The following is a 23,517-nucleotide window of genomic DNA, read 5'->3' as shown; positions in this document are numbered from 1 at the left end:
ATGGGACGGATCGACTACCTCCACGACCCCGACGCCCCGCCCGCCAACTCGGTGGTGCCCGCCGTCGTGGCGTTCGTGCAGAACGAGGCGGGGCAGGTGCTCATGGTCCGCCGTTCCGACAACGGCCGCTGGGCACTGCCCGGAGGCGGCCACGAGGTGGGGGAGTCCATCGCCGACACCGTGGTGCGCGAGGTCTGGGAGGAGACCGGCATCGAGGCCGAGGTCGTCGGCCTCACCGGGATCTACACCGATCCCGGGCATGTCATGCGGTACGACGACGGCGAGATCCGCCAGCAGTTCAGCATCTGCTTCCGCGCGCGCCCCACCGGCGGCGAACTCCGACCGAGCGGCGAAACACCCCAGGTCCGCTGGGTTGCCCCCACCGACCTGCCCGGACTGGACATCCACCCGACGATGCGCCTGAGGATCGACCACGCGATGGACCCGACGCGGACGTCCCCCTACATCGGCTGACCGCAGGTCTCACACCGTCGCCCGGGGCACACTGGCCCCATGTCCACTCGCCGCAGACGCTGCCCCGAATGCCGTCGCGAGATCGCCGTCGTCGCCGGACGCTTCGCACGGCACGACCCGCCCGGCGCGCGCGAGAACGGCGTGCTCGTCTCCTGTCCCGGCTCGCGCCGCCAGGCCCAACTCGACGCCGCCCAGCCGTCGTTGGACGGATACGTTGTCCCCGAGATCCCCGGCCAACTGCCCCTGTTCTAGGAACGGCCCGACCACCTCTACGGTTCCCGCGGATCCGTCCGCACGTCCATCCGTGTCACCAGCCCGTCCCCGCCGAACCGGTACACGTGCTCGACCGTCCCCTCCGCCCACCGGTCGCCGGACGCGTCCCGCATCCCGGGCCGTACGGTCGCCACCACGCCCTCGCCGTCCTCGTGGAGCCGCACCCCCTCCAGCCGTACGAGAGGATGCCCGGCCGCGAACTGCCGTGCCCAGTAGGCGCGTACCGCCTCGCGACCATGCAGCCGGACCCCGTCCAGGACGTTCGGCCAGTCCACGTCCGGCGCCAGACACAGCAGTACGAAGGCGTCGCGCTCGTCGGTGGAGAAGACCTCGTACATCCGCCGCAGCAGGGCCTCCTGAGCGGCCGGAACCCCCTCGCCGGCCACGCTCAGTTCCCGGCCACGGACTTGACCGCCACCGACACCGGCGTCGACCCGCCGACCAGCTCCAGGGTCAGACCGGCCGTCGCCGTCGTGTCCACCAACTCCGCGAGTACGGCAGCCACGTCGTCGCGGGGGACCGCACCGCGGCCGGTGTGGGCCTCCAGCCGTACGAGGCCCGTGCCGGCGTCGTTCGTCAGCATGCCGGGGCGCAGGATCGTCGCGTCCAGGGCGTCCAGCCGCAGCACGTGCGCATCGGCCTCGCCCTTCGCACGCAGGTACACGTCGAAGATGTCGTCCCCCTGGTGCGCGGGATCGGCGCCCATCGACGAGACGACCACGTGGCGTCGTACGCCCGCCCGAACTGCCGCGTCCGCGAACAGGATCGCTGCCCCCTTGTCCACGGTGTCCTTGCGGGCCGCCCCGCTGCCCGGACCCGCACCCGCGGCGAAGACCGCCGCGTCCGCGCCCTGCAGATGCGCCGCGACCTCCTCGACCGAGGAAGACTCCAGATCCAGCAGGACCGGTTCGGCACCGGCCTCCCGCAGGTCGTTGCCCTGTTCGGCGTGACGGATGATTCCCGCGACCTCGTCCCCGCGCGCGGCGAGCAGTCGCTCCAGCCGCAGCGCGATCTGACCATGACCACCAGCGATGACAATGCGCATGTTTCCGACCGTACGCCCGGACGGCCGCATCCGCCGCACGACTTGAGCCACGCATCAGGGCGCACAGGCACAGTGCTTGCGCCGTAGGTGCGCCTCGGCAGTCCGCACTCTCCCGGAGTGCGCGCCCCGCGCACGAGTTACTGCCGCGCCCCGCTCAACCCGCGCCCTTCACGACAGCTCTCCCCGGCCCTGCCGAGGCAGCCCCAGTTCCGCCGCCGCGGCCGAGTTGCAGTACTCCCGTACCGCGCTCGTCCGCGCCACCACCCGGCCCCGGTGCACGACGATCCGGCTGTACGCCAGGGACAGCGCCCCCGCGAGCCGGTCCCCGCGTACCGCCAGCAGTTCGGCCGGGAAGCCCGCCTCCACCCGTACCTCGGGCAGGCCGAGTGCCGCTCGTGCCGATGTGCTCACCGCGTCGTAGGCGTCCTCGGGCCGCAACCCGTACCGGGAGGCCAGCAGGTAGGCCGCCTCGAGGGGGTCGCCGCGGCCGACCGGGTTGGACACGTCGCGCAGGGCGCCGCTGCCCGCGGCCACCCGTACGCCGGCCGCGCGCAGCAGCCGTACCGGAGCCGTGTCGGACCGGTCGGTGGGGCCGCAGCCGCCCTGGGGGAGGCACACCACCGTCACCCCGGCTGCCGCGAGTTGGTCGGCGGTGCGGTGGGCCGTGGCGCCGGGCAGCCGGCCGAGGCCGCCGCACGGACCGAGCGTCACCCCGGGACGCAGCCCGCCGGCCATCGCGGCGATACGGCCGAGACGGGCCGGGTCGGCGGCATCGGTGTGCAGGTCGACGGGGCAGCCGTGTTCGGAGGCGACCTCCAGGACCGCCTCCACGTATCCCGTCGGATCGGGGTCGAGATCCGGGCAGCCGCCCACCACGGACGCACCCATCTTCACCGCGTCCCGCAGCATCGCGAGCCCGTCCGCCCCGGCAACACCGGTCAGTACCCGCGGCATCGCCACCGAGGTCAGCTCCGTCAGCCCGCGCAGCGCACGCCGCGCCTGCAGTACGGCGACCAGCGCGCCCAGCCCCTGGACGTCACCCACGCGCACGTGTGCCCGCAGCGCGGTCGCCCCGTGCCCCAGCTGCAGCAGCGCCGCCTCCGTGGCCCGGCGCTGCACGTCCGGGGGGTCGTAGGAGGCCGGGCCGTCGCCGTCCGCCGACAGGGCGGTGTCCCCGTGCGCGTGCGGTTCGGCCGGTGCCGGCAGCAGCAGATAGCCGCTGAGGTCCACGCGCGCGCCGCAGTTCGCCATTGCGCCCGCCGCCAGGCTGCCTGCCGTGCCGACCGCCTCGATGCGCCCGCCGCCGAGCCGTACGTCCACGGTCCTGCCGTCGGTCAGCTGTGCCCCGCACAGCAGCAGGGCTGCCGGGTCGCCCGCCTGTCCCGAGGGACCGGACGAACCCGAGGAGCCGGACGAGGACGACGACGAGTGGGGCGGCTGCGGCTGGCTGTCGGGCATCGCGCTCCAGGGGCTCGGGCGGGGCTGCGCAGGGGGACGCAAGATCACGCAGAGTGAGTCGAGCCTAGGCTGGCGATCCCCCCGTGTCGGGGAGGAGCGCAATAGTCGTACCGGTGTGGTCCGTCGTACGGAAGAGGTCTCGCCGACTCGTGGGAGAGCCGGGCGACGAGCCGTAACCAGGGCCGCGCCGGACCGTGGAACAGGCCGGGACGGGGGCCGCGAAACGGATTTGGGTGAACGGCGGCCGAGCGTGTAATGTCTTCATCGCTCGCCCCAATAGCTCAGTCGGCAGAGCGTCTCCATGGTAAGGAGAAGGTCTACGGTTCGATTCCGTATTGGGGCTCTGGTGCGTGAGGTTCCCGTCGTGAGACGGGAACGGATCGCATCACAGCGGTGTAGCTCAGTCGGTAGAGCAAGCGGCTCATAATCGCTGTGTCACCGGTTCAAGTCCGGTCACCGCTACTGACAGTAGCCGATTGTGGGGTCGGTCCTTCGATCGGCTACTCTTCTATGCGTTAAACCATCCCATCCGTTCGTCAAGGAGCACTCACGTGGCTGCCACCGACGTCCGCCCGAAGATCACGCTGGCCTGCGTGGAGTGCAAGGAGCGGAACTACATCACCAAGAAGAACCGGCGTAACAACCCGGACCGTCTTGAGATGAAGAAGCACTGCCCGCGTTGCAACGCGCACACCGCGCACCGCGAGACGCGATAAAACAGGCTCGTACGCGAGGCCGCCCCCACTAGTCGGGGGGCGGCCTCGCGTCGTTTCGGCCCCGGTTACCGACCGGTTCCGGCCGATTACAGGCCACCCGGAGCAGACAGACCAGGCAGACATCAGGAGGTGCCGAGCCATGGCGCTCGACCAGTCCTTCGTGGGGCGTAGCTACCCGCCCACCGAGCCCTACGAGGTGGGCCGCGAGAAGATCCGTGAGTTCGCCGAGGCCGTGGGGGACCCCAACCCGGCGTACACGGACCCGGAGGCCGCCAAGGCGCTCGGCCACCCCGATGTGATCGCCCCGCCGACCTTCGTGTTCTCGATCACCTTCAGGGCCGCGGGACAGGTCGTCCAGGACCCGCAACTCGGCCTGGACTACAGCCGCGTCGTGCACGGCGACCAGAAGTTCGCCTACGTCCGCCCGGTGCGCGCCGGCGACCGGCTCACCGTCACCTCGACCATCGAGGCCATCAAGTCCCTGGCGGGCAACGACATCCTGGACATCCGCGGCGAGGTCCACGACGAGGCGGGCGAGCACGTCGTGACCGCCTGGACGAAGCTGGTCGCGCGTGCGGCAGAGGAGGCGTGAGGAACCGATGACGGCGAAGATCGCATACGACGACGTCGAGGTCGGCACCGAACTGCCCGCCCGTACCTTCCCCGTGACGCGCGCCACGCTCGTCCAGTACGCGGGCGCCTCCGGGGACTTCAACCCGATCCACTGGAACGAGAAGTTCGCCAAGGAGGTCGGGCTGCCGGACGTCATCGCGCACGGCATGTTCACCATGGCCGAGGCGATCCGGGTGGTCACCGACTGGACCGGCGACCCGGGCGCGGTCGTCGAGTACGGCGTCCGCTTCACCAAGCCCGTCGTCGTCCCGAACGACGACCAGGGCGCCGTGATCGAGGTCAGCGCCAAGGTGGCCGCCAAGCTCGAAGACAACACGGTCCGAGTGGACCTCACGGCGACCAGCGCCGGCCAGAAGGTGCTGGGCATGTCGCGGGCGGTCGTACGCCTGGGCTGAGAGCCGAACAAGGCCGGATGTAAGGGGCGCTCGCAATTAGCGAGCGCCCCTTACGCATGACTCATACGACCGCCGTCGACCGCTGGTGACAGTGCCCCTTGACTTAGTTAGTGATTGAGTACTAACTTACTCGCATGGCCAGGATGAGCGCAGAAGAGAGGCGCGAGAGCGTCATTCGTGCGGCGACCGCGGAGTTCGCCCGTGGCGGGTACTACGGCACGTCGACGGAGGCGATCGCCAAGCGCGTCGGTGTCTCGCAGCCGTATCTCTTCCGGCTCTTCCCCGGCAAGAAGGCACTCTTCCTCGAGGTGGCCAAGCGGTGCACGGAGGACGTCATCCGCACCTTCGAGGAGGCCGCCAAGGGACTGAAGGGCGAGGAAGCCCTGCACTCCATGGCGAACGCGTACACCAAGCTCATCGTCGACCGCCCCGAGCGGCTGCTGATGCAGATGCAGATGTACGTCACCGTGGGCGCCGCCGAGCAGGCCGGTGACCACGAGCTCGGCGAGGAGGTCCGCGCCGGCTGGATGCGACTGTGGGACACGGTTCATCTGCCGCTCGGTGCCGACATCGACGAGACGACGACGTTCATGGCGTACGGGATGCTCATCAACTGCCTGGTGGCGATGGGCTTTCCTCCCGAGCACCGGGTCTGGGAAGGGCTCTACCCCGAAGCGCGGCTCAAGGGCCGGCTGGAGGCGTAGCCCACCGAAGAAAAGGCACCGCAATCGCCTTTTCATGACCGCGGAAGTTAGTCATCAATAACTAACCTGCAAACGGAACGATCACCCTCTGGGGGAGCGATGTCACAGCAGACAGCACGTCGCGGGGGAACCGTCTGGGCCCTCGTCATCACCAGCGTCGCCGGTTTCATGGCGGCCCTCGACAACCTGGTCGTCACCACCGCCCTGCCCTCCATCCGCAAGGACCTGGGCGGAGCCCTGGGCGACCTGGAATGGACGGTCAGCGCCTACACGCTCACCTTCGCCGTCCTCCTGATGTTCGGCGCGGCACTCGGCGACCGCTTCGGCCGCCGCCGCCTCTTCCTCGTAGGCCTCACCGTCTTCACCGGAGCGTCCGCCGCCGCGGCCATGGCGACAGGCATCAACAGCCTCATCGCAGCCCGTGCGATACAGGGCGTGGGCGCGGCAATCATGATGCCCCTCACCCTCACCCTGCTGACCGCAGCCGTACCGGCCGCGAAGCGCGGAATGGCATACGGCATCTGGGGCGCGGTCAACGGCCTCGCGGTGGCCTCCGGCCCCCTGATCGGCGGCAGCCTCACCGAGCACGTCTCCTGGCACTGGATCTTCTGGCTGAACGTCCCCCTCGGCATCGCCCTGCTGCCCCTGGCCCGCCTGCGCCTCGCCGAGTCCCACGGCACCGGCGCCCCGCTCGACATCCCCGGCACCCTGCTCGCCAGCGGCGGCCTCTTCGGAATCGTCTACGGCCTGGTCCGCGGCCCCGCCGACGGCTGGACCGCCTCCCTCGTCCTGACCGGCCTGTTCGCCGGAGCGGCACTGCTCGTCGGCTTCGTCCTCTACAGCACCCGCGCCAAGAACCCCATGCTTCCGATGCGGCTGTTCCGCTCCAGGGCCTTCTCCGGCATCAACGCAGCGAGCCTGCTGATGTTCTTGGGAATGTTCGGCTCGATCTTCCTCCTGAGCCAGTTCATGCAGGGCGTCCTCGGCTACTCGCCCACCCAGGCGGGCCTGCGCATGCTGCCCTGGACCGGCATGCCGATGCTCGTCGCCCCGATCGCCGGCATCCTGTCCGACCGCATAGGCGGCCGCCCCGTAGTCGCCACCGGCCTCTTCCTCCAGGCCGCCGGCCTCGGCTGGATGGCCACCGTGGTAGCCCCCGGCGTCTCCTACGCCGCCCAGCTCCCCGCCCTGATCATCAGCGGCATCGGCATGGCCCTGTACTTCGCCCCCGCCGCCAACCTGGTCATGTCCAGCGTCCTGCCCAAGGAACAGGGCATAGCCTCCGGCGCCAACAACGCACTGCGCGAGGTGGGCGGAGCGCTCGGCATCGCCATCATGTCGTCGATCTTCTCGTCCCAGGGCGGCTACGAGTCCGCCCAGACCTTCGTGGACGGGCTCCAGCCCGCCTTGATCACCGGCTCGGCAGTGGTCGCCCTCGCAGCAGTAGCCGCCCTCCTGATCCCGAGGAGGCGCGCTGGGCAGACGGCGACATCGCAGTCGGCGGAGGAGGCGACGCCGGCACTGGAGCCGATCGCAGGCTGACCCACGACGACGAAACGGCTCCGCCCGAAAGGGCGGGGCCGTTTTCCTGTGCCCCTGCGCACGGGTTGAGGCAGAGGCGGTTCGCACGACTGCCCGCAGACTCGGCAGGCAGGTCGACGCACCCGCACCCGCCCACGGCGGAAAGGGGACGTGCCGGGAGGTGTCCGCCCGCAGCGGCCGGCGTCCCCCAAAGCACAGCCCCAACAACCAGCACCGCCGGACCGAGGACGGACACGCCCGGCGCGGCCCCGACCCCAGACGCACTGGCAGGCGCAACGCGCACCCCCACCCAGCCCGCGCAGGCCGCCGCAGGCATCGGCACCCCCCACCGGCGGCGTCTCGTACTCTTGAGCCCGTGCAGGAACGACACGACGCCCCTCTCGCCCCCCTGACCACCTTCCGCCTGGGCGGCCCCGCAACCCGCCTGATCACCGCCACCACCGACGCCGAGGTGATCGCAGCCGTGAGCGAGGCCGACGCCACCGGAACCCCGCTCCTACTGATCGGCGGCGGCTCGAACCTGGTCATCGGCGACAAGGGCTTCGCCGGCACCGCACTCGTCATCGCCACCAAGGGCTTCGAACTCGACGGCACAAACCTGGAACTCGCCGCCGGCGAGGTATGGACCGACGCCGTCGCCCGCACCGTGGAGGCAGGCCTCGCCGGCACCGAATGCCTCGCCGGCATCCCCGGTTCTGCCGGCGCAACCCCCATCCAGAACGTGGGCGCGTACGGCCAGGAGGTCTCCTCCACCATCACCGAGGTGATCGCATACGACCGCACCACCCGCCGAACGGTCACCATCCCGAACGCCGACTGCGCCTTCTCGTACCGCCACAGCCGCTTCAAGGCCGATCCCGACCGCCACGTGGTCCTGCGCGTCCGCTTCGAACTGGAGGACGCGGCCGGCCTCTCCGGCCCCATCAAGTACGCCGAAACGGCCCGAGCCCTCGGCGTGGAACCCGGCGACCGGGTCCCCCTCGCCGCCGCCCGCGAGACCGTCCTCAAGCTCCGCTCCGGCAAGGGCATGGTCCTGGACCCGGAGGACCACGACACCTGGTCGGCGGGCTCCTTCTTCACCAACCCGATCCTCACCGACGCCGACTTCACCGCGTTCCACGCGCGCGTGAAGCAGAAGCTCGGCGCCGACGCGGAACCCCCCGCGTACCCCGCAGGCGACGGCCACACCAAGACCTCCGCGGCCTGGCTGATCGACAAGGCGGGCTTCACCAAGGGTTACGGCACCGGCCCGGCCCGCATCTCCACCAAGCACACCCTGGCCCTCACCAACAGGGGCAACGCCACCACCGAGGACCTCCTCACCCTCGCCCGCGAGGTCGTCGCAGGGGTCCACGAGACCTTCGGAATCACGCTGGTCAACGAGCCGGTGACGGTCGGAGTGAGCCTGTAAGGGCGCCTCAGTAGGCCACACCCACCCCCTGCTTCACCGTCCCCGCATCGTCGAGCGCCGCCAGCATCGCGTGTGCCGCATCCGCGCGGGCGATGAAGCGGCCATCGGGCGGAAAGCCCCCGACGACCGTGCGGTAGGAGCCGGTGAGCGGCTTGTTCTGCAGCCGCGGCGGCCGTACGGACGTCCAGTCGGTGCCACTGCGCGCCAGCTCGGCCTCCATCTCCCGCAGATCCGCGTAGACGTCCCTGAGGATCGCGGAGACGATGCCCCGCGCGGCACGGTCGACCAACTTCGCGCCCTCCGGCTCGGGGCCGACCGGCCCGGCACTGACCACGACCAGCCGCAGCACGCCCTCCGCCTCCATCGCGCCCAGCACGACACGGGTCAGCCGGGCGGCCACCCCGGCGTCCTTGCGGCTGCGGGCGCCGAGCCCGGACAGGACGGCGTCGCGGCCTGCCACCGCACCCCGCACCGCCTCCGGGTCGGTCAGGTCGGCGCGGAACACCTCCAGCGCGTCGCCGGTGACGCCGAGCCGGGCCGGATCGCGGACCACCGCGGTCACCCGGTGGCCGGCGCCGAGCGCCTGACGCACGATCTCCCGGCCGATGCCGCCGGTGGCGCCGAAAACGGTGAGTTTCATGAGTACCCCCGCACTCGAGATAGGTGGGTGAGTATTCACTCACCCCTGCCTCCTCCTAGAGTGGGTAAGCACTCACCCACCCGTCAAGCCCGATTGGACGACACATGGAAACGAAGCCGGCCCGGGTCCGCATCCTCGATGCCGCTCACGAGCTGATGCTCACCGTCGGGCTGGCGAAGGCGACCACCAAGGAGATCGCCAAGGCGGCCGGCTGCTCGGAGGCCGCGCTCTACAAGTACTTCGCGAGCAAGGAGGAGCTGTTCATCCAGGTGCTCTCGGAACGCCTGCCCCGGCTGACTCCACTGCTCAGCAGCCTCGCCGCCGAGCCCGGCAGGGCCACGCTGGAGGAGAACCTCACCGAGATCGCCCGCCAGGCCGCCCTCTTCTACGAGCAGAGCTTCCCGATCGCCGCCTCGCTCTACGCCGAGACCCAGCTCAAAAGGCGCCACGACGACGCGATGCGGCAGATGGGATCGGGACCGCACAAGCCGATCCAGGGCCTGGACACATATCTGCGGGCAGAGCAGGAACTCGGCCGGGTCAGCCAGAACGCGGACACGTTCGCGGCCGCATCGCTCCTCCTGGGCGCCTGCGCGCAGCGGGCATTCGCCTACGACGCCACAGAGACCGGCACCAGACCGCCCGTGGACGAGTTCGCCACCCGCCTCGCCCGCACCCTGTTGAGCGGAATCTCCGTTGCCGACCACACCGCCGGTCCCCGACCCTGATGCCATGAGGCATCGCACATGCGCCTGAGACTGCACGAGTTCCGCCCCGGAACAGGCCCCTACGAACACCGCGTCGTCCAGCCCAGGCACCTCCTGCGGCACACCTCCCTGACCGCCCCCGACCCCATCGGCCTGCTGCTGGGCGACCACGACGGCCTGAACACCCTCGCCGGACTGTTCTCCTTCGCCGCCCACTCCCGCCACACGCTCGTCCATGTGCCGCTGCGCGACGGAGTCCCGCCCGACGAGGGCTGGGGCGAGCGGGTCGACCTCGTGCTGGCCCACCACACCCTCGGCCTGCGCCCCAGCCAGTGGCCCGAACTGCGCCGGAAACTACGCCGGGCCACCCCACTGACCGCCCGCACCGACGAGGCACGCACCGCCCGCGACGCGGCCTCCTGGCACGAGCGGCAGAAGCGCGCCGACGCCCGGGACGACCTGCGACACGCCACCCACGCCCGCACGTTCTTCCTCTTCGGCACCCGCGAGGTGTTCGCCGAGACCGCCATGGACTTCGCCCGCGCGGCGGGCTGGGGACCGCGTCAGAAGCGTGTCGCCGAAGGCCACTCGGCACTGATGGCGGGACTGCCGCTGATCCAGCCGCCCGGCGGCGGGCACCCCGTCGAGGTGCTGATCTGCTTCAAGGCCTATCCGCCGTACGCCCACTTCAGACGACCGGGCCGCTGAGCCACTCGTCGATCCCCGCCAGCAGCTTCGCGCTCACATCCTCCGGCGCCGCCGAAGCCCGCACCGACTGCCGGGCCAGTTCCGCCAACTCCTCGTCGGTGAAGCCGTGATGGCGGCGGGCGATGTCGTACTGGGCGGCCAGCCGGGACCCGAACAGCAGCGGGTCGTCGGCGCCCAGGGCCATCGGCACACCGGCCTCGTACAAGGTCCGAAGCGGCACGTCCTCGGGCTTCTCGTACACACCCAGAGCCACATTCGAGGCAGGGCACACCTCGCACGTGACCCCCCGCTCCGCCAGCCGCTTCAGCAGCCGCGGATCCTCCGCCGCCCGCACACCGTGCCCGATCCGGTTCGCGTCCAGGTCGTCGAGACAGTCCCGCACCGACGAGGGACCGGTCAGCTCGCCACCGTGCGGAGCCGACAGCAGCCCGCCCTCCCGCGCGATGTGGAAGGCACGGTCGAAGTCCCTCGCCATACCCCGGCGTTCGTCATTGGACAGCCCGAAACCGACCACACCCCGGTCCGCGTAGCGCACCGCCAGCCGCGCCAGCGTCCGCGCGTCCAGGGGGTGCTTCATCCGGTTCGCGGCGACCAGCACCCGCATGCCGAGCCCCGTGTCGCGCGAAGTGGTCTCCACGGCGTCCAGGATGATCTCCAGCGCCGGGATCAACCCACCCAGCCGAGGCGCGTACGACGTCGGATCGACCTGGATCTCCAGCCACCCCGAGCCGTCGCGTACATCCTCCTCCGCGGCCTCCCGCACCAGCCGCTGAATGTCCTCGGGCTGCCTGAGGCACGAGCGCGCCGCGTCGTACAGCCGCTGGAACCGGAACCAGCCCCGCTCGTCCGTGGCCCGCAGCTTCGGCGGCTCACCGCTGGTCAACGCCTCGGTCAGCGCATCGGGCAGCCGTACCCCGTACTTGTCGGCCAGTTCCAGCACGGTGGTGGGCCGCATCGAACCGGTGAAGTGCAGATGCAGATGGGCCTTCGGCAGCTCAGAGACATCACGTACACGCTCCATCCCAGGATCCTGCCGTACGTCCCAGCCGTCCCGGTAGCGGATTCCCCGTACGTGGTCTTGCTCGCACGAAAAAACGGGCCACCCCGTGCGAGGTGGCCCGTTCGGTGCGGCGAGGTCAGTCCTGCGCCTCCGCCAGCAGCTTCTGGATCCGGCTGACGCCCTCGACGAGATCCTCGTCACCCAGGGCGTACGACAGCCGCAGATAGCCCGGCGTGCCGAAGGCCTCGCCCGGGACGACCGCGACCTCGGACTCCTCCAGGATCAGCGCGGCCAGCTCGACCGTGTCCTGCGGGCGCTTGCCGCGGATCTCCTTGCCGAGCAGGCCCTTGACCGACGGGTACGCGTAGAAGGCGCCCTCGGGCTCCGGGCAGACGACGCCGTCGATCTCGTTGAGCATGCGGACGATCGTCTTGCGGCGGCGGTCGAAGGCCTCGCGCATCTTCGCCACGGCGTCCAGGTCACCCGACACCGCAGCCAGCGCCGCGACCTGCGCGACGTTCGACACGTTCGACGTGGCGTGCGACTGCAGGTTCGTCGCGGCCTTGACCACGTCCTTCGGACCGATGACCCAGCCCACGCGCCAGCCCGTCATGGCGTACGTCTTCGCGACACCGTTGACGACGACGCACTTGTCGCGCAGCTCTGGCAGCAGCGCGGGCAGGGACACGGAGACCGCGTCGCCGTAGACCAGGTGCTCGTAGATCTCGTCGGTCAGCACCCACAGGCCGTGCTCCACGGCCCAGCGGCCGATCGCCTCGGTCTCGGCCTCGGAGTACACCGCACCGGTCGGGTTGGAGGGGGAGACGAAGAGGACGACCTTCGTCTTCTCCGTGCGGGCCGCCTCCAGCTGCTCCACGGAGACGCGGTAGCCGGTGGTCTCGTCCGCGACGACATCCACCGGGACACCGCCGGCCAGGCGGATCGACTCCGGGTACGTGGTCCAGTACGGCGCCGGGACGATGACCTCGTCGCCCGGGTCGAGGATCGCGGCGAAGGCCTCGTAGATGGCCTGCTTGCCGCCGTTGGTGACCAGGATCTGCGAGACGTCGGGTTCCCAGCCGGAGTCGCGCAGCGTCTTCGCGGCGATCGCGGACTTCAGCTCGGGCAGACCACCGGCCGGTGTGTACCGGTGGTACTTAGGGTTCTTGCAGGCCTCGATCGCGGCCTCGACGATGTAGTCGGGCGTCGGGAAGTCGGGCTCACCGGCGCCGAAGCCGATCACCGGACGCCCGGCGGCCTTGAGGGCCTTGGCCTTGGCGTCCACGGCGAGGGTGGCGGACTCGGAGATCGCGCCGACTCGGGCGGAGACCCGGCGCTCGGTGGGAGGGGTTGCAGCGCTCATGGACCCCATCGTTTCAGACCGGAAACGACCCCGGCACGCGGGTTTCACAGACTGAACAGCTGCGGGTCGGTCATTGAACAGGAGTGCGGATCCCGGCGATGGCCTGGTGATCTTCCGCCGGTTTCCGGGCGATCTTCCGCCGCCAAGGCCCCTACGGGGGCTTTCTGTTCGACGAGGCGCCCCGGACCACGTACACTCTCACCTCGTTGGCCTTCAGCAGCCGCACCGCAGGCGGTGCACACCGAGCACCCGGTCGGATGCGGTACGTTGGGGGACACACCAAAGGGTCGTAGCTCAATTGGTAGAGCACCGGTCTCCAAAACCGGCGGTTGGGGGTTCAAGTCCCTCCGGCCCTGCTACACACACCTTCGCCAGGATGTGTGCGCATGTACGTACAGCAATGCACCGCCGTGCGGCTCAGACCGGGCGCGGCACGGCCACGACCCGGGAACAGGTGAGGACGAATGGCGGACGCCGTGGGCTCCATCGACACGCCTGATGCCCAGGACGAGGCGCAGGAGACGAAGAAGAAGGCCCGCAAGGGCGGCAAGCGGGCCAAGAAGGGCCCGTTCAAGAGGCTTGCCCTCTTCTACCGCCAGGTCATCGCCGAGCTCCGCAAGGTCGTCTGGCCCACGCGTAACCAGCTGACGACCTACACGACCGTGGTGATTGTCTTCGTCGTCATCATGATCGCCCTGGTGACCGTGATTGACTATGGACTCAGCCACGCCGCCAAGTACGTCTTCGGCTGAGCCGACTGCGAAGGGCGCCGTGGTTACCGGCGCCCCTTTCGCATGTTCCACCCCTATGTATCCAGGAAGAAGCAGCCACCGTGTCTGACACGAACCTGAACGACGACGCCATCGAGCCGGACGAGTCCGTGGACGACGAGCTCGACATCGTCGAGGGCGCGGACGAGCAGGACGAGTTCGAGGCTGCGGAGGCCGAGGCGGGCGAGCCCGCCGAGGAAGAGGCCGTCCACGTCGTGGACGAGGAAGCCGTCGAGGCCGAGGAAGCCGTCGAGGAGGAGACCGAGCCGGTCGACCCCGTCCAGGCCCTCCGCGAGGAGCTGCGCACCCTCCCCGGCGAGTGGTACGTCATCCACACCTACGCCGGCTACGAGAACCGCGTGAAGACCAACCTGGAGCAGCGCGCCGTCTCGCTGAACGTCGAGGACTACATCTTCCAGGCCGAGGTGCCGCAGGAAGAGGTCGTCCAGATCAAGAACGGCGACCGCAAGACGATCAAGCAGAACAAGCTCCCGGGCTACGTCCTCGTCCGTATGGACCTGACGAACGAGTCCTGGGGCGTCGTCCGCAACACCCCCGGCGTCACCGGCTTCGTGGGCAACGCCTACGACCCGTACCCGCTGACGCTGGACGAGATCGTCAAGATGCTCGCCCCGGAGGCCGAGGAGAAGGCCGCCCGCGAGGCCGCCGAGGCCGAGGGCAAGCCCGCCCCGCAGCGCAAGGTCGAGGTCCAGGTGCTGGACTTCGAGGTCGGCGACTCGGTCACCGTCACCGACGGCCCGTTCGCCACGCTCCAGGCGACCATCAACGAGATCAACCCCGACTCGAAGAAGGTCAAGGGCCTCGTGGAGATCTTCGGCCGCGAGACGCCGGTCGAGCTCTCCTTCGACCAGATCCAGAAGAACTAGTTCTTCCTGGACCACCACGTCCGAGCAGGTCAGAGGGGCTGTCAGAAGCCCGTCTGACCTGCTCGGTTTTTGGCCGCGCATCTATACCCGTTATCGTTGTGCGGTATGCCTTCATCTGGGACGCGACCCGGGTGGGGGTAGACCCGAATCGAAAGGACCCGGAGAGCAATGCCTCCCAAGAAGAAGAAGGTCACGGGGCTCATCAAGCTCCAGATCCAGGCCGGCGCCGCGAACCCGGCCCCGCCGGTCGGCCCCGCGCTGGGTCAGCACGGCGTCAACATCATGGAGTTCTGCAAGGCGTACAACGCCGCGACCGAGTCGCAGCGTGGCTGGGTGATCCCGGTGGAGATCACGGTCTACGAGGACCGCTCCTTCACCTTCATCACCAAGACGCCGCCGGCCGCCAAGATGATCCTCAAGGCCGCGGGCATCGAGAAGGGCTCCGGCGAGCCGCACAAGACCAAGGTCGCCAAGATCACCGAGGCGCAGGTCCGCGAGATCGCCCAGACCAAGCTCCCCGACCTCAACGCCAACGACCTGGACGCCGCCGCGAAGATCATCGCCGGCACCGCGCGTTCCATGGGCGTCACGGTCGAGGGCTGAGCCCCAACTCCCCGCAGAAAAAGCAGTAGTGGCAGGGCCTGCTCGGCCCGCACCACGACTCCTAAGAATCCACAGGAGCAGTAGTGAGCAAGCGCAGCAAGTCTCTCCGCGCTGCGGACGCCAAGGTCGACCGGGAAAAGCTCTACGCCCCGCTCGAGGCCGTCCGTCTCGCCAAGGAGACCTCCACGACCAAGTTCGACGGCACCGTCGAGGTCGCCTTCCGTCTGGGTGTCGACCCGCGCAAGGCCGACCAGATGGTCCGTGGCACCGTGAACCTTCCGCACGGCACCGGTAAGACCGCCCGGGTCCTGGTCTTCGCGACCGGCGACCGTGCCGAGGCCGCGCGTGCCGCGGGCGCCGACATCGTCGGCGCCGACGAGCTGATCGACGAGGTCTCGAAGGGCCGCCTGGACTTCGACGCCGTCGTCGCCACCCCGGACCTCATGGGCAAGGTCGGCCGCCTCGGCCGTGTGCTCGGTCCCCGTGGTCTCATGCCGAACCCCAAGACCGGCACCGTGACCCCGGACGTGACGAAGGCCGTCAACGACATCAAGGGCGGCAAGATCGAGTTCCGTGTCGACAAGCACTCGAACCTGCACTTCATCATCGGCAAGACGTCCTTCGACGACGACAAGCTGGTGGAGAACTACGGCGCCGCGCTGGAGGAGATCCTCCGTCTGAAGCCGTCCGCCGCCAAGGGTCGCTACATCAAGAAGGCCGCGGTCAGCACCACCATGGGCCCCGGCATCCCGGTCGACCCGAACCGCACCCGCAACCTCCTCGTCGAGGAGGACCCGGCAGCCGTCTGAGCCGAGCGCTCACCCCGGTAGCCGCGTCAGCGACGCGTCAATACGAGGGCGGGCCCTGCAACCTCCGGGTTGCGGGGCCCGTCTTTGTTGCGTGCGGGTTTTCTCGTACGGCTGTCAGTGCCCTGCGTTAGCGTGCGGGCACAGCAATCGCATAGGGGTGGGACGAATGAAGAGCACGACCGTGCGGCGCTTGACCCTCTCGATAGCGGCGGTGACCGCGCTGTCCGGGGTGGCGGCCTGCAGCTCCTCGGACTCCGGGGGCTCCGGCAAGGACGACAAGGCCTCCGGCAAGGGCACGACGCACGTGAGCCCCATCGCGGCACTGCGCACCGCCGAGAAGTCCACCGACGGCGCCGACTCGGCCAAGGTCGAGTCCACGACGACCATGGGCTCCCTGATGTCCATGACGGCCGACGGCGCACTCGGCTGGGCCGACGGTCTCACCGGCAACCTGACCATCACGTACACCGGCGGCACCATGGCCGACACCATGAAGCAGCTGGGCACCACGTCGATGGAGGCCCGCTATCTGCCGGACGCCTACTACGCGAAGATGGGCGAGAAGTTCGCCGAGCAGGCGGGCGGCAAGCACTGGATCCGGTACGGCTACGAAGACCTCGCCGACCTCGGCGGCAGCTCCGGCGCCTACCTCAAGGACCAGATGCAGAACACGACCCCCAACCAGTCGGTGAAGCTCCTGCTGGCCTCCGGGGACGTCAAGAAGGTCGGCACCGAGAAGGTGCGCGGCGTGGACACCACGCACTACTCGGGCACGGTGGACGTGGCCGACCTGGCAGGCAAGAACTCCAACCTCACCGCGAGCCAGCTCGCCGGCCTGAAGAAGCAGCTCACCCAGGCCGGTGTCAGCACGGAGACCGTCGACATCTGGGTCGACGGCAAGGACCTGCTGGTCAAGAAGGTCGAGAAGGGTGAGATGTCGGCCGGGCAGTACACCCAGACCGCGTACTACAGCGACTACGGCGTGAAGGTCTCCGCCACCAAGCCGCCGGCGAGCGACACCGAGGACTTCAAGGAACTGCTGAAGAAGCAGGGCGGGACCGGAACGACGTCCTGACGCACATGACCTTTCCAGTACGTGCATACGCGCCGCGCCGGGCGGCGGGCGCAGCGGGCGCCGTCCTGCTCCTCGCCGCCGGCGCGGTCGGCTGCGGGAGCGGCGCGGGGCAGTCCTCGGCCGAGTCGGCCGCCGCTGCCGTGGCCCGGGCAACGAAGAAGACGCAGACCGTCACCTCCGTGCACTACCGGCTCAGCGGCCGGATCCCGGAGCAGGGGCGGGTCGAGACGGAGGCGTCGGTCGGTACGAAACCGGTGGTGGCGCGTGTGGTGACGTCCACCATCGGTGGAGACCACCCGACCGTCTCGGAAACCCGGATGGTCCACGGGGTGCTGTACCAGCGCCAGACGGAGAACGGTGTCGCTCAACAGGTCCACGGCAGGCACTGGGCCGGCTTCGGCGCCAGGGCCAGGTTCACCGCGGCCGGCGGCCTGAAGATGGACACCGGCGGACTGCGCGACCAGGTCGGGCACAACCCGGCCAGGGACGCCGCCTTCCTGGCGGCCGCCGACGATGTGCGGCGCACCGGCACCGAGAAGGTCGACGGCGTCACCACCACGCACTACACGGGGACGGCGACCGTCGCCGGCCTCCGCTCCGCCCTGGAGGGTCAGGAGAAGAAGGGACTCCTCCAGTACGACAAGCTGGGCGTCGACGAGCTCACGCTCGACGTCTGGATCGACGGCGAAGACCACGTCAAGCGACTGCGCACCCAGGGCTTCGGCCGCCACGGGCAGCTCGACCTGACCGTCACCTTCCTCGACTTCGGCAGGCCGGTGACGGTCCGCGCACCGTCCGCCGAGGACACGGTGGACCTGAGCAAGCCGTCGAAGCAGGGCCGCGGCTGAGCACCGTACGAGCGGATTTGCTTGACAGCGATCCGGTCACGTACCCTCCTGGAGAAGCCAAAGACCGCTGGTCGTTGCCGTGTGCTCGTGAGAGGGCGCGGTGGCCGAAGGATCCGCTGAAATCCGCGGACGACCCGCGCAGGTGACTGTGGAAGTGCTCCCGGAGTTCGCTGCCCAACAGCGTGCGAGTCCCGGTCGAGCTACGCCCCGTGCGCCTGCGCCGGGGCGTTTCGTTTGTCCCAGCCCCTTCCGAGCGGTCGTCATCACCCGGAAGGAGGCCGACGCTCATGGCAAGGCCCGACAAGGCTGCCGCGGTGGCCGAGCTCGCGGAGCAGTTCCGCAGCTCGAACGCCGCCGTGCTGACCGAGTACCGGGGTCTCACCGTGGCGCAGCTCAAGACGCTGCGTCGTTCGCTCGGTGAGAACGCCCAGTACGCCGTGGTGAAGAACACGCTGACCAAGATTGCGGCCAACGAGGCCGGGATCTCGACGCTCGACGACCTGTTCAACGGTCCGACGGCGGTCGCCTTCGTCACCGGTGACCCGGTGGAGTCGGCGAAGGGTCTTCGTGACTTCGCCAAGGACAACCCGAACCTCGTCATCAAGGGCGGTGTCCTTGACGGCAAGGCGCTGTCCGCCGACGAGATCAAGAAGCTTGCGGACCTCGAGTCCCGCGAGGTTCTGCTCGCCAAGCTGGCGGGCGCCCTGAAGGGCAAGCAGACGCAGGCTGCTCAGGTCTTCCAGGCGCTCCCGTCGAAGCTCGTCCGCACCGTGGACGCGCTTCGCGCCAAGCAGGACGAGCAGGGCGGTGCCGAGTAATTCGGCTCGCATCATGATCGCCGCCTGAGGCAGCCCGCCTGAGGCAGTGGTCGTAGCGGGCCGAACGTACGCCCGCCAGACATGTACATCCGGCACCAGCCGAATTAGTGGAAGGAAAGCCATCGTGGCTCTCACCCAGGACGAACTGCTCGCCGAGTTCGAGGGCATGACCCTCATCCAGCTCTCCGAGTTCGTGAAGGCGTTCGAGGAGAAGTTCGACGTCACCGCCGCCGCTGCGGTCGCCGTTGCCGGCCCGGCCGGCCCGGCCGCCCCGGCCGAGGCTGCCGAGGAGAAGGACGAGTTCGACGTCATCCTCACCGGCGCCGGTGACAAGAAGATCCAGGTCATCAAGGTCGTGCGTGAGCTGACCTCGCTGGGTCTGAAGGAGGCCAAGGACCTCGTGGACGGCGCCCCGAAGCCCGTTCTCGAGAAGGTCGCCAAGGACGCTGCCGAGAAGGCCGCCGAGTCCCTCAAGGGCGCCGGCGCGTCCGTCGAGGTCAAGTAAGACCTCTCAGGCCCGCAAGGCCTGTAACGCCTAAGCGCTGAAGAGCGATCATCCATTCGGGTGGTCGCTCTTCGGCGTTCCCGGGCGTCGGGCGGCGGCTGCCTTGCAGGCGGGGGTGTGCGGAGTATGGTGATCTTCGTCGTGTCTCCAAGCTCCCCAGGTGACATGTGGTTTGGGCCATGGGGGCCTTGACGAACCGCACGCAGCGCGCAATTCTCAGGACGCGTCGTCACAGGATCCGAATCCGAGGCATGGATCGGCGACGAAGAGGGCAGTATCAACGTGCGTTGAGGGCAAGCATGCCGAGGGCGTTGAGGACAACGAGGTACTCAGAAAATCGGGGCTGGACATCAGTGTGCCAAGTGGCTACACTGACCCTTTGCGCTGCCTGTTAGCTGTCCCCTGCCCGTCACCAGGGGCATGCCCTCGCTTGAGCACCGACGATCAGATGAGCCCTGACCAGGCCTTTCGGCCGAAACAGGGAGTCTGTCTCTGTGCACGGGAGAGGGACCGGTACGCGCGTAGTGAGTCCGAGCCCTCGGAAGGACCCCCTCTTGGCCGCCTCGCGCACTGCCTCGACCGCGAATACGAACAACGGCGCCAGCACCGCCCCGCTGCGCATCTCCTTTGCAAAGATCAAGGAGCCTCTCGAGGTTCCCAACCTGCTCGCGCTGCAGACCGAGAGCTTTGACTGGCTGCTCGGCAACACCGCCTGGCAGAGTCGGGTCGAGGAGGCTCTCGAGTCCGGTCAGGACGTCCCCACCAAGTCCGGTCTGGAGGAGATCTTCGAGGAGATCTCCCCGATCGAGGACTTCTCCGGGTCGATGTCGCTGACGTTCCGCGACCACCGTTTCGAGCCGCCGAAGAACAGCATCGACGAGTGCAAGGAGCGCGACTTCACGTACGCCGCTCCGCTCTTCGTGACGGCTGAGTTCACCAACAACGAGACCGGCGAGATCAAGTCCCAGACGGTCTTCATGGGCGACTTCCCGCTCATGACGAACAAGGGCACCTTCGTCATCAACGGCACCGAGCGTGTCGTGGTGTCGCAGCTCGTCCGTTCGCCCGGTGTCTACTTCGACTCCTCCATCGACAAGACGTCCGACAAGGACATCTTCTCCGCCAAGATCATCCCGTCCCGGGGTGCCTGGCTGGAGATGGAGATCGACAAGCGCGACATGGTCGGTGTCCGCATCGACCGCAAGCGCAAGCAGTCGGTCACCGTTCTCCTGAAGGCTCTCGGCTGGACGACCGAGCAGATCCTCGAGGAGTTCGGCGAGTACGAGTCGATGCGCGCCACCCTGGAGAAGGACCACACCCAGGGCCAGGACGACGCGCTGCTCGACATCTACCGCAAGCTGCGTCCGGGTGAGCCCCCCACGCGTGAGGCTGCGCAGACGCTGCTCGAGAACCTGTACTTCAACCCGAAGCGCTACGACCTCGCGAAGGTCGGCCGCTACAAGGTCAACAAGAAGCTGGGTGCGGACGCTCCGCTGGACGCGGGCATCCTGACCGTCGAGGACGTCATCTCGACGATCAAGTACCTGGTCAAGCTGCACGCCGGCGAGACCGAGACGACGGGCGACAGCGGCGGCACGATCGTCGTCGAGACCGACGACATCGACCACTTCGGCAACCGTCGTCTGCGCAGCGTCGGCGAGCTCATCCAGAACCAGGTCCGCACGGGTCTGGCTCGTATGGAGCGCGTCGTCCGTGAGCGCATGACGACCCAGGACGTCGAGGCGATCACGCCGCAGACCCTGATCAACATCCGGCCGGTCGTCGCCTCCATCAAGGAGTTCTTCGGCACCAGCCAGCTGTCGCAGTTCATGGACCAGAACAACCCGCTGTCGGGTCTCACCCACAAGCGCCGTCTGTCGGCTCTTGGTCCGGGTGGTCTCTCCCGTGAGCGGGCCGGCTTCGAGGTCCGTGACGTGCACCCGTCCCACTACGGCCGCATGTGCCCGATCGAGACCCCTGAAGGCCCGAACATCGGTCTGATCGGTTCGCTCGCCTCCTACGGCCGCGTCAACGCGTTCGGTTTCGTGGAGACGCCGTACCGCAAGGTCGTCGACGGTCAGGTCACCGACGAGGTCGACTACCTGACGGCCGACGAAGAGGACCGATTCGTCATCGCGCAGGCCAACGCCACGCTCAACGACGACCTGCGGTTCGCCGAGAACCGCGTGCTCGTCCGCCGTCGTGGTGGCGAGGTCGACTACGTCGCCGGTGACGACGTGGACTACATGGACGTCTCGCCGCGCCAGATGGTGTCGGTCGCGACCGCCATGATCCCGTTCCTCGAGCACGACGACGCCAACCGTGCTCTCATGGGCGCGAACATGATGCGCCAGGCCGTGCCGCTGATCAAGTCCGAGGCGCCGCTCGTCGGCACCGGCATGGAGTACCGCTCCGCGGTCGACGCCGGCGACGTGGTCAAGGCCGAGAAGGCCGGTGTGGTCCAGGAGGTCTCCGCGGACTACATCACCACCGCCAACGACGACGGCACGTACATCACCTACCGACTGGCCAAGTTCGCCCGCTCCAACCAGGGCACCTCGGTCAACCAGAAGGTCATCGTCAACGAGGGCGACCGGATCATCGAGGGCCAGGTCCTGGCCGACGGTCCGGCCACCCAGAACGGCGAGATGGCGCTGGGCAAGAACCTGCTCGTGGCGTTCATGCCGTGGGAGGGTCACAACTACGAGGACGCGATCATCCTGTCGCAGCGCCTCGTGCAGGACGACGTCCTCTCCTCGATCCACATCGAGGAGCACGAGGTCGACGCCCGTGACACCAAGCTCGGCCCCGAGGAGATCACCCGGGACATCCCGAACGTCTCCGAGGAGGTCCTCGCGGACCTGGACGAGCGTGGCATCATCCGTATCGGTGCCGAGGTCATCGCCGGTGACATCCTCGTCGGCAAGGTGACCCCCAAGGGTGAGACCGAGCTGACCCCCGAGGAGCGCCTGCTGCGCGCGATCTTCGGTGAGAAGGCCCGTGAGGTCCGTGACACCTCGCTGAAGGTGCCGCACGGCGAGACCGGCAAGGTCATCGGCGTCCGCGTCTTCGACCGTGAGGAGGGCGACGAGCTTCCCCCCGGTGTGAACCAGCTGGTGCGCGTGTACGTGGCGCAGAAGCGCAAGATCACCGACGGTGACAAGCTCGCCGGCCGGCACGGCAACAAGGGCGTCATCTCGAAGATCCTGCCCATCGAGGACATGCCGTTCCTCGAGGACGGAACTCCGGTCGACATCATCCTGAACCCGCTGGGTGTGCCGTCCCGAATGAACCCGGGACAGGTCCTGGAGATCCACCTCGGCTGGCTCGCCAGCCGTGGCTGGGACGTCTCCGGGCTCGCGGACGACTGGGCGCAGCGCCTCCAGGCCATCGCGGCCGACAAGGTCGAGCCCGGCACGAACGTCGCCACCCCCGTCTTCGACGGTGCGCGTGAGGACGAGCTGGCCGGTCTGCTGAACCACACGATCCCGAACCGTGACGGCGAGCGCATGGTGCTCCCGACCGGTAAGGCGCCGCTGTTCGACGGGCGCTCGGGCGAGCCGTTCCCGGAGCCGATCTCGGTCGGCTACATGTACATCCTGAAGCTGCACCACCTGGTCGACGACAAGCTGCACGCCCGCTCGACCGGCCCGTACTCGATGATCACCCAGCAGCCGCTGGGTGGTAAGGCGCAGTTCGGTGGCCAGCGCTTCGGCGAGATGGAGGTGTGGGCCCTCGAGGCCTACGGCGCCGCTTACGCCCTCCAGGAGCTGCTGACCATCAAGTCCGACGACGTCACCGGTCGCGTGAAGGTCTACGAGGCCATCGTCAAGGGCGAGAACATCCCCGAGCCCGGCATCCCCGAGTCCTTCAAGGTGCTCATCAAGGAGATGCAGTCTCTCTGCCTGAACGTGGAGGTGCTGTCCAGCGACGGTATGTCCATCGAGATGCGTGACACCGACGAGGACGTCTTCCGCGCTGCGGAGGAGCTCGGCATCGACCTGTCCCGGCGTGAGCCGAGCAGCGTCGAAGAGGTCTGACGGGAGTCCGGCCGGAGGCCCTGGTGAGGAACCTCCGGCCGGCCCCTGGACCCCCGTATCAGACCAAAGACTTACAACCCTGAGAGGGATTGA

Annotated in this window: 24 protein-coding genes, 3 tRNA genes and 1 pseudogene; 22 read left to right on the top strand and 6 right to left on the bottom strand. The window is 68.8% G+C overall.

Annotated features, from left to right (window positions below; translation table 11 throughout):
* Both ABZ880_RS21480 and ABZ880_RS21475 read left to right on the top strand, forming a co-directional pair.
* A complete protein-coding gene (locus tag ABZ880_RS21480; RefSeq protein ID WP_361265135.1) occupies window positions 1–474 on the top strand; it encodes an NUDIX domain-containing protein in 474 nt (157 codons plus the stop codon).
* A gap of 39 nt (window positions 475–513) precedes the next feature.
* The gene (locus ABZ880_RS21475; protein ID WP_361265132.1) at window positions 514–726 is read left to right on the top strand and encodes a hypothetical protein; all 213 of its coding nucleotides are present in this window, start codon (window positions 514–516) and stop codon (window positions 724–726) included.
* Window positions 727–743: 17 nt separating this feature from the next.
* On the opposite strand, the gene ABZ880_RS21470 is transcribed toward ABZ880_RS21475, so the two are convergent.
* From ABZ880_RS21470 to ABZ880_RS21460, 3 genes are all read right to left on the bottom strand, one after another.
* Window positions 744–1,133 carry a nuclear transport factor 2 family protein gene (locus tag ABZ880_RS21470; RefSeq protein WP_361265129.1) on the bottom strand — a complete coding sequence of 130 codons (390 nt, stop codon included), beginning with the start codon at window positions 1,131–1,133 and terminating at the stop codon, window positions 744–746.
* A 2-nt stretch (window positions 1,134–1,135) separates the two neighbouring features.
* Window positions 1,136–1,792, bottom strand: a complete 657-nt coding sequence (locus ABZ880_RS21465) for an NAD(P)H-binding protein (protein ID WP_361265126.1) — start codon at window positions 1,790–1,792, stop codon at window positions 1,136–1,138.
* A 168-nt stretch (window positions 1,793–1,960) separates the two neighbouring features.
* Entirely contained in the window at window positions 1,961–3,250 is a 1,290-nt protein-coding gene (locus ABZ880_RS21460) for an amidohydrolase family protein (RefSeq protein WP_361265123.1), read from the bottom strand.
* A 270-nt stretch (window positions 3,251–3,520) separates the two neighbouring features.
* Between ABZ880_RS21460 and ABZ880_RS21455 the strand changes: the two genes are divergently transcribed.
* The 8 genes and pseudogenes from ABZ880_RS21455 to ABZ880_RS21420 form a co-directional block, all read left to right on the top strand.
* Window positions 3,521–3,593 (top strand) — tRNA-Thr (locus ABZ880_RS21455).
* Between the two features lie 46 nt (window positions 3,594–3,639).
* A tRNA-Met gene (locus ABZ880_RS21450) sits at window positions 3,640–3,712 on the top strand.
* 89 nt (window positions 3,713–3,801) lie between these two features.
* Window positions 3,802–3,966: a 50S ribosomal protein L33 gene (gene rpmG, locus ABZ880_RS21445; protein ID WP_003948671.1), complete on the top strand. Its 165-nt coding sequence runs from the start codon at window positions 3,802–3,804 to the stop codon at window positions 3,964–3,966.
* A 139-nt stretch (window positions 3,967–4,105) separates the two neighbouring features.
* Window positions 4,106–4,558 (top strand): MaoC family dehydratase N-terminal domain-containing protein, encoded by a 453-nt coding sequence (locus ABZ880_RS21440; protein ID WP_361265120.1) that lies wholly within the window; start codon window positions 4,106–4,108, stop codon window positions 4,556–4,558.
* 7 nt (window positions 4,559–4,565) lie between these two features.
* Window positions 4,566–4,994 (top strand): MaoC family dehydratase, encoded by a 429-nt coding sequence (locus ABZ880_RS21435; protein ID WP_361265117.1) that lies wholly within the window; start codon window positions 4,566–4,568, stop codon window positions 4,992–4,994.
* Window positions 4,995–5,128: 134 nt separating this feature from the next.
* Window positions 5,129–5,698 (top strand): TetR/AcrR family transcriptional regulator, encoded by a 570-nt coding sequence (locus tag ABZ880_RS21430; RefSeq protein WP_361265115.1) that lies wholly within the window; start codon window positions 5,129–5,131, stop codon window positions 5,696–5,698.
* Window positions 5,699–5,797: 99 nt separating this feature from the next.
* Window positions 5,798–7,240 carry a DHA2 family efflux MFS transporter permease subunit gene (locus ABZ880_RS21425; protein WP_361265113.1) on the top strand — a complete coding sequence of 481 codons (1,443 nt, stop codon included), beginning with the start codon at window positions 5,798–5,800 and terminating at the stop codon, window positions 7,238–7,240.
* A gap of 337 nt (window positions 7,241–7,577) precedes the next feature.
* Window positions 7,578–8,651 (top strand): annotated as a pseudogene (locus tag ABZ880_RS21420) (UDP-N-acetylmuramate dehydrogenase); the annotation flags it as partial.
* 7 nt (window positions 8,652–8,658) lie between these two features.
* Here the strand turns inward: ABZ880_RS21420 and ABZ880_RS21415 are convergent.
* On the bottom strand, window positions 8,659–9,291 hold the full coding sequence (locus ABZ880_RS21415; protein WP_361265110.1) for an NAD(P)H-binding protein: 633 nt from the start codon (window positions 9,289–9,291) through the stop codon (window positions 8,659–8,661).
* Between the two features lie 104 nt (window positions 9,292–9,395).
* On the opposite strand from ABZ880_RS21415, the gene ABZ880_RS21410 reads away from it, so the two are divergent.
* Both ABZ880_RS21410 and ABZ880_RS21405 read left to right on the top strand, forming a co-directional pair.
* The gene (locus ABZ880_RS21410) at window positions 9,396–10,019 is read left to right on the top strand and encodes a helix-turn-helix domain-containing protein (RefSeq protein WP_361265107.1); all 624 of its coding nucleotides are present in this window, start codon (window positions 9,396–9,398) and stop codon (window positions 10,017–10,019) included.
* An 18-nt stretch (window positions 10,020–10,037) separates the two neighbouring features.
* Complete coding sequence (locus ABZ880_RS21405) at window positions 10,038–10,706, top strand: hypothetical protein (protein WP_361265104.1); 669 nt, start codon at window positions 10,038–10,040, stop codon at window positions 10,704–10,706.
* Here the strand turns inward: ABZ880_RS21405 and ABZ880_RS21400 are convergent.
* The gene (locus ABZ880_RS21400; RefSeq protein WP_361265102.1) at window positions 10,687–11,727 is read right to left on the bottom strand and encodes an adenosine deaminase; all 1,041 of its coding nucleotides are present in this window, start codon (window positions 11,725–11,727) and stop codon (window positions 10,687–10,689) included. The two genes, ABZ880_RS21405 and ABZ880_RS21400, sit on opposite strands and share 20 nt — an antisense overlap.
* Window positions 11,728–11,842: 115 nt before the next feature.
* A complete protein-coding gene (locus ABZ880_RS21395; RefSeq protein WP_361265099.1) occupies window positions 11,843–13,069 on the bottom strand; it encodes a pyridoxal phosphate-dependent aminotransferase in 1,227 nt (408 codons plus the stop codon).
* A 283-nt stretch (window positions 13,070–13,352) separates the two neighbouring features.
* On the opposite strand from ABZ880_RS21395, the gene ABZ880_RS21390 reads away from it, so the two are divergent.
* The 10 genes from ABZ880_RS21390 (at window position 13,353) to rpoB (ending at window position 23,424) form a co-directional block, all read left to right on the top strand.
* A tRNA-Trp gene (locus ABZ880_RS21390) sits at window positions 13,353–13,425 on the top strand.
* Between the two features lie 108 nt (window positions 13,426–13,533).
* Complete coding sequence (gene secE, locus ABZ880_RS21385; protein WP_242772567.1) at window positions 13,534–13,821, top strand: preprotein translocase subunit SecE; 288 nt, start codon at window positions 13,534–13,536, stop codon at window positions 13,819–13,821.
* Between the two features lie 80 nt (window positions 13,822–13,901).
* The gene (nusG, locus tag ABZ880_RS21380; protein ID WP_361265096.1) at window positions 13,902–14,726 is read left to right on the top strand and encodes a transcription termination/antitermination protein NusG; all 825 of its coding nucleotides are present in this window, start codon (window positions 13,902–13,904) and stop codon (window positions 14,724–14,726) included.
* Window positions 14,727–14,894: 168 nt separating this feature from the next.
* Entirely contained in the window at window positions 14,895–15,329 is a 435-nt protein-coding gene (rplK, locus tag ABZ880_RS21375) for a 50S ribosomal protein L11 (RefSeq protein ID WP_003998857.1), read from the top strand.
* An 83-nt stretch (window positions 15,330–15,412) separates the two neighbouring features.
* Window positions 15,413–16,138 carry a 50S ribosomal protein L1 gene (gene rplA / locus ABZ880_RS21370; protein WP_359016946.1) on the top strand — a complete coding sequence of 242 codons (726 nt, stop codon included), beginning with the start codon at window positions 15,413–15,415 and terminating at the stop codon, window positions 16,136–16,138.
* A gap of 166 nt (window positions 16,139–16,304) precedes the next feature.
* Window positions 16,305–17,213 carry a hypothetical protein gene (locus tag ABZ880_RS21365; RefSeq protein ID WP_361265092.1) on the top strand — a complete coding sequence of 303 codons (909 nt, stop codon included), beginning with the start codon at window positions 16,305–16,307 and terminating at the stop codon, window positions 17,211–17,213.
* A gap of 5 nt (window positions 17,214–17,218) precedes the next feature.
* Entirely contained in the window at window positions 17,219–18,061 is an 843-nt protein-coding gene (locus ABZ880_RS21360) for an LppX_LprAFG lipoprotein (RefSeq protein ID WP_361265089.1), read from the top strand.
* Window positions 18,062–18,348: 287 nt separating this feature from the next.
* Entirely contained in the window at window positions 18,349–18,879 is a 531-nt protein-coding gene (gene rplJ / locus ABZ880_RS21355) for a 50S ribosomal protein L10 (protein WP_361265086.1), read from the top strand.
* Window positions 18,880–19,000: 121 nt separating this feature from the next.
* Window positions 19,001–19,384 carry a 50S ribosomal protein L7/L12 gene (gene rplL, locus ABZ880_RS21350; protein WP_186281297.1) on the top strand — a complete coding sequence of 128 codons (384 nt, stop codon included), beginning with the start codon at window positions 19,001–19,003 and terminating at the stop codon, window positions 19,382–19,384.
* Between the two features lie 554 nt (window positions 19,385–19,938).
* Window positions 19,939–23,424: a DNA-directed RNA polymerase subunit beta gene (rpoB, locus tag ABZ880_RS21345; RefSeq protein ID WP_361265083.1), complete on the top strand. Its 3,486-nt coding sequence runs from the start codon at window positions 19,939–19,941 to the stop codon at window positions 23,422–23,424.
* Window positions 23,425–23,517 lie beyond the last annotated feature (93 nt).

Source organism: Streptomyces sp. NPDC047043 (genome assembly GCF_040644055.1).
GTDB lineage: Bacteria > Actinomycetota > Actinomycetes > Streptomycetales > Streptomycetaceae > Streptomyces.
This window is presented reverse-complemented; position numbering and strand designations above follow the sequence as displayed.